The 1590-nt window shown below is 48.1% G+C and carries 3 protein-coding genes; 1 reads left to right on the forward strand and 2 read right to left on the reverse strand.

Annotated features, from left to right (window positions below; genetic code table 11):
* Together AB4Z11_RS31160 and AB4Z11_RS31165 are read right to left on the reverse strand one after the other, a co-directional pair.
* The coding region (locus AB4Z11_RS31160) for a hypothetical protein (RefSeq protein WP_442029972.1) at window positions 1-243 on the reverse strand (243 nt) is incomplete at its 3' end.
* Window positions 240-683: a hypothetical protein gene (locus tag AB4Z11_RS31165; RefSeq protein ID WP_442029974.1), complete on the reverse strand. Its 444-nt coding sequence runs from the start codon at window positions 681-683 to the stop codon at window positions 240-242. The genes AB4Z11_RS31165 and AB4Z11_RS31160, both read right to left, overlap by 4 nt.
* Before the next feature lie 385 nt (window positions 684-1068).
* On the opposite strand from AB4Z11_RS31165, the gene AB4Z11_RS31170 reads away from it, so the two are divergent.
* The gene (locus AB4Z11_RS31170) at window positions 1069-1566 is read left to right on the forward strand and encodes a hypothetical protein (RefSeq protein ID WP_442029976.1); all 498 of its coding nucleotides are present in this window, start codon (window positions 1069-1071) and stop codon (window positions 1564-1566) included.
* Window positions 1567-1590 lie beyond the last annotated feature (24 nt).

The following is a 1590-nucleotide window of genomic DNA, read 5'->3' on the forward strand; positions in this document are numbered from 1 at the left end:
CATTTTGGGCAATGGAACTGCAGTGTCCGCTGCCACATTGACAGGAACAGGCGCAGTGCCTTTGTTTGCGTTCGTTGACGTCTTAGGACGGAGACGAATCACGATCTCCGTTCCCACAGTCCATCTCCCGACTTCTTCAAATTGTTCATTGCCAATGGTGACTTCGGTTTGGGCCATTGCGAGCGATGCGCAAAGAAATGCTGTGGTGCTGAATAACGCCTTCAAGTAGGTGTAGATGCTCATAGTGGCGCTCCGATTGCAACGCCGTCGTCAATCACGGGAATGATTTGAACCTTTTCCGAGATAGTGGCCTTGATAGCGTTCGTCACACTTTGTTGTCCTTGTTGTACTACAACTGTCACCGTAAAGCTGGTGGGGCCGGTGCGCTGTTCAGGCGGGACAGGATTGGTTGCCCAAATGCTCCACGATACGTAGCGTGGGTTAARCAGTTTTTGAATCTCAAATGTTACTTGCGCTATGCTGCCAGCCTTGCCAGTACTCCTGGCCTTACCGTCGTTGTCCTTCGCCAAAAACACGTGATCTTTATTGCGCACACTGGCTAGCACTTGCAATAGCAGCCCAGCGTCTACAGAAAACTCGATGGTGACTGGCTGGCTTGGATCCAGAACAAATTCGGGAGAAAAGCCGAATCCCTTATTTTTCGAGACAATTTTTGATTTCATAACAAACCCCAAGTGGAAGCGCTTACCGAGGCAATTGAAAGCGCAAGATATTGTTAAAATTTTATGCCTCGATTTTAAGTCTGAAGCAACATTTGCATCAAAAACTATCCAATTGTCACCAATCGAATTTTCCGTACATTTCGCTTTGGGAACGCGAATCTTTCATTTGCTGAGTGTTTAAAAAAACAACAGTTCGTCTCGGGGTGCCTTCAGTTTTTCGAAGAAGCGTCTCACTAAGTTCTGTTGTTTATTTGTTGCCGTAAATGGCGTTGTGATAGTTGGTGAGAATTTTCTGGCGTGGTAAGGAGCAAAATGTTTCGCTAGCTTTCCCCAGCGCAGGTAGCAACCGCTGGTAGATTTCTGTGTGCCAACTGAAAGGACGCATATGACGGAAGAGGAACGCATTGCGCGCAATCAGAATCGGCTCCTAGAACTATTTCCGTGGTTCTCGAGTCGCTTGCAATTTGTAATCGCTGACCTCGAAAATGCGAAGTTTCGGCCTCGCATTCAAGATGCGTGGCGGTCACCTGAAGACCAATTAAAGGCTTACAACTCGGGACATTCTCAGCTTCGTTATGGATTCCACAACGTCACTGGAGCAGACGGAAGCAAAGAAGCGCTAGCCGTGGATCTACTAGACGACGACTTCCCGCTTTCTTCTCGTTCTACTTATCTAATCAGGTTAGCGGCCGCGGCTGAAAAGCATGGACTGATGACCGGTATTCGATTCGGTCTTCAAACGGCGAAGATGATCCAAGCTGTAGACCAGGCAATATTGACAGAGCAGTGGGATGCACCAATCAAAATCGGCTGGGACCCGACACATGTGCAGCCGGTCGGGCTTTCACCTGAGCAAGCTAGGATGGGGAAACGACCAAGTTAAAACAAGAACCGATAAGTCCATTTT

Origin of the sequence: Pseudoduganella sp. RAF53_2, from assembly GCF_052113985.1 — a bacterium.
GTDB lineage: Bacteria > Pseudomonadota > Gammaproteobacteria > Burkholderiales > Burkholderiaceae_D > Rugamonas.